This window comes from Yersinia sp. Marseille-Q3913, from assembly GCF_963892745.1.
GTDB classification, from domain to species: domain Bacteria; phylum Pseudomonadota; class Gammaproteobacteria; order Enterobacterales; family Enterobacteriaceae; genus Yersinia; species Yersinia bercovieri.
Map to the genome: position 1 here is coordinate 1 of NZ_CAWQAF010000053.1, position 2,632 is coordinate 2,632.

The following is a 2,632-nucleotide window of genomic DNA, read 5'->3' on the forward strand; positions in this document are numbered from 1 at the left end:
TTTTAGTTATTGATGGCGATGATTCTGGTTGTGGCTTACTTAAATTAGAATCGCTTAATGAATTTACTTGATTAATCTCTTTATGATGCTCAAATTTTTTCTTGTCATTATATTGGTATTCGACTTTCCCTTGTTCATTCCATTTAAAGCTAATCTTTGCATTTTTAATTACCAAAGAATTATTTTTTTTCACAGTCACTACCGATTTATGCCCTTCCTTGTCAACAGTTATAGCTTTCGTTGTCGCAGAGACTGTTGACTTTATTCCATTATCCTTCATCGCCTCGGTAAACTGATAAGCAAAACTCGACGGTGCATCTGCTAAGCCAGCCAAATTACAACCCACCAGGCTAATTTGTTGTGGCTTAATATCCACCTGATGCTGTTGCAAATCGCGATAAACTTTACTCAGATTCTTAGCCAGCTTACCAGGTTGTTGGCCGGCTAACGTTGTTGATTGCTTATCCTCTGTCCCATTACCATGCCCTACCAATTGCCAACGTAATTTCGCTTTCCCACTATTGACCCGCTTTTTAAGCAGATCAATGACTGCATGTTCCTCCAGTAATTTAAAATTTCCAGTAGCAGGGTCCACACCTAAAGTGTGATACGAGCCATCACCACTAAGTTGTACAATGACAGAAGTTGCACCCTGATGGTGTTTTCCTGCCAACTTGACGGCAGAATCTGCCACCAGCTTATCGTCTCTTAATTGAAAAATAATCTGAAAGTCGTAATTTGATTTTGTCACCGTAGCATATTCATTTATATTCACTGTTTCTGTTGGCAAAGACCAATCAGTAACAGGCTTATATATTATAGGATATACCTCAGTTAATTTAGCGACTAATCTACTACTAAATTTTCCTTCATTATTATAAACATCTTTAACCCAATTCCTCTTAAATGATAGATCAAAATCCTTTTTAACCTTATCAATATACACATCAAACCCGCTATTAAACTCTCTATCTGTTGCAGTCTTACGTATAAGAGATTTGTATATTCTATCATTACTCTTGGAAAAAAAAGGAGCCAGCTCGTTCCTATGACTCTTAATTAACTTATCAATCATCTTCGGATCTGCTTTCACTTGATCAATAACTGATTTTGTTACACTCAGTTTTCTCTCAAATTCAAATAAGCTTAAGTCATCTTTACCATCTACTCCTGACTTCTGATAAGATTCTTTAGCATCATATTTAAAACTCTCATCAGTAACATGTTTTGCATTGATTATTTTTTCTTTATAGAAATTAAGATCATTTAATAATTTATTAATAACTTTGTTCTTAACCCCCCTTAACAAATCATGTTCCAAATTATTTGCCATATAATCTAAGGGATAATCAGTCCGCTTCCGGCTCACCGTAGCTTCTGGTACATCAGCTGACTGTTTTTTATACTCAGACATTAAGTTATATAATCGCTTTACCGATTCAAACTCATTATTCAGTTTGACATCTTTACTTTCTATGAGAGATAACCTTTGATACTCTTTACTTAACGAATCTACATGCTTAGCAAAGTCAATTTTTTCGAATACATAATTTCCATTCGGTTTTTTACTAAGATAAATATCTCTATCCTCATTAACTACATATGGTATTGTAGAATCTGATGGGTTATTTTTTATAACTATTCTTTGCGGCATTTCTTCCAGGCTAAAGAAACTGTTAGAAATGGCATTTTTTACTACTTTTATATGCTGCTGGATAAGTTTTTGTTTTTCATCATTACTACCATCATATGAAGATAGATCTATATTTATATATTTATTAATTAAATCACTATTGATTCTGTAAGGGGAAGTCATCGGCATCTGTGTCAGTCTAATACCATAGGTTTTATTACTATTCATTCCCTCATTCATTTCGGTGATATTTCTAGTGTAGAAGTCATAGAAATACTGCGGACCCTTAATAAGCTCTATTGCAGATTTGTTACCAATCCACTCACCATTTTCTTTTGTGGCTAACACCTTCCCATTCCCCGTGATTATATCATTTTCTAATATAATTGAAGATGGAATGTTGCTCTCATCAAAATTTGAGCTTAAGAATGTGTTTAGATTAATGAAAACATCCTTCTGCGCAGCAGATCCTAACTTGGGAATTTCCGGTATGAGAATCTTAGCTTTCTCTTTATTGTCGATAATTATTATATATACCCCACGGGATAACTCATTAACTCTAAAGAAAAAACCGCTTTGTAAATAATCAATTGCAGCCAGTTTTTTATTCGGCATAATAACTCTCCTTGTATTTGTATTTGTATTTGTATTTGTATTAAAAAATATCATATATGTAGTAAAATAACTTACAGTTACAATAGTGACTTATCAAATTAAAATTACTTAGCATTGTATGCTGACGTTAACTATATGACAAAAAATAGATAAATTTATAAGAATCAATATCCACCAATTATATATCTTCTACTTTATTCGGCTTCAATAAATACGACACGGAATACCTGACCTATAATTAAGCTAAATTTTTATCTTGAAACGAATAACCCTGCCCTATTAATCTTGAGATAATGCGACTCTATTTTTTGATAATAATTATCATTTATATTGATTAATGACATGATTTATTGCTTTAATTACTGCTCTCAATATTGGCTGATG

Annotated in this window: 1 protein-coding gene; it reads right to left on the reverse strand. The window is 32.8% G+C overall.

The genetic code is table 11. From position 1 onward, the window contains the following. Window positions 1-2,248 (reverse strand): C80 family cysteine peptidase (locus AACW11_RS16235; protein WP_249192968.1); only part of this gene is annotated, 2,248 nt, incomplete at its 3' end. Window positions 2,249-2,632 lie beyond the last annotated feature (384 nt).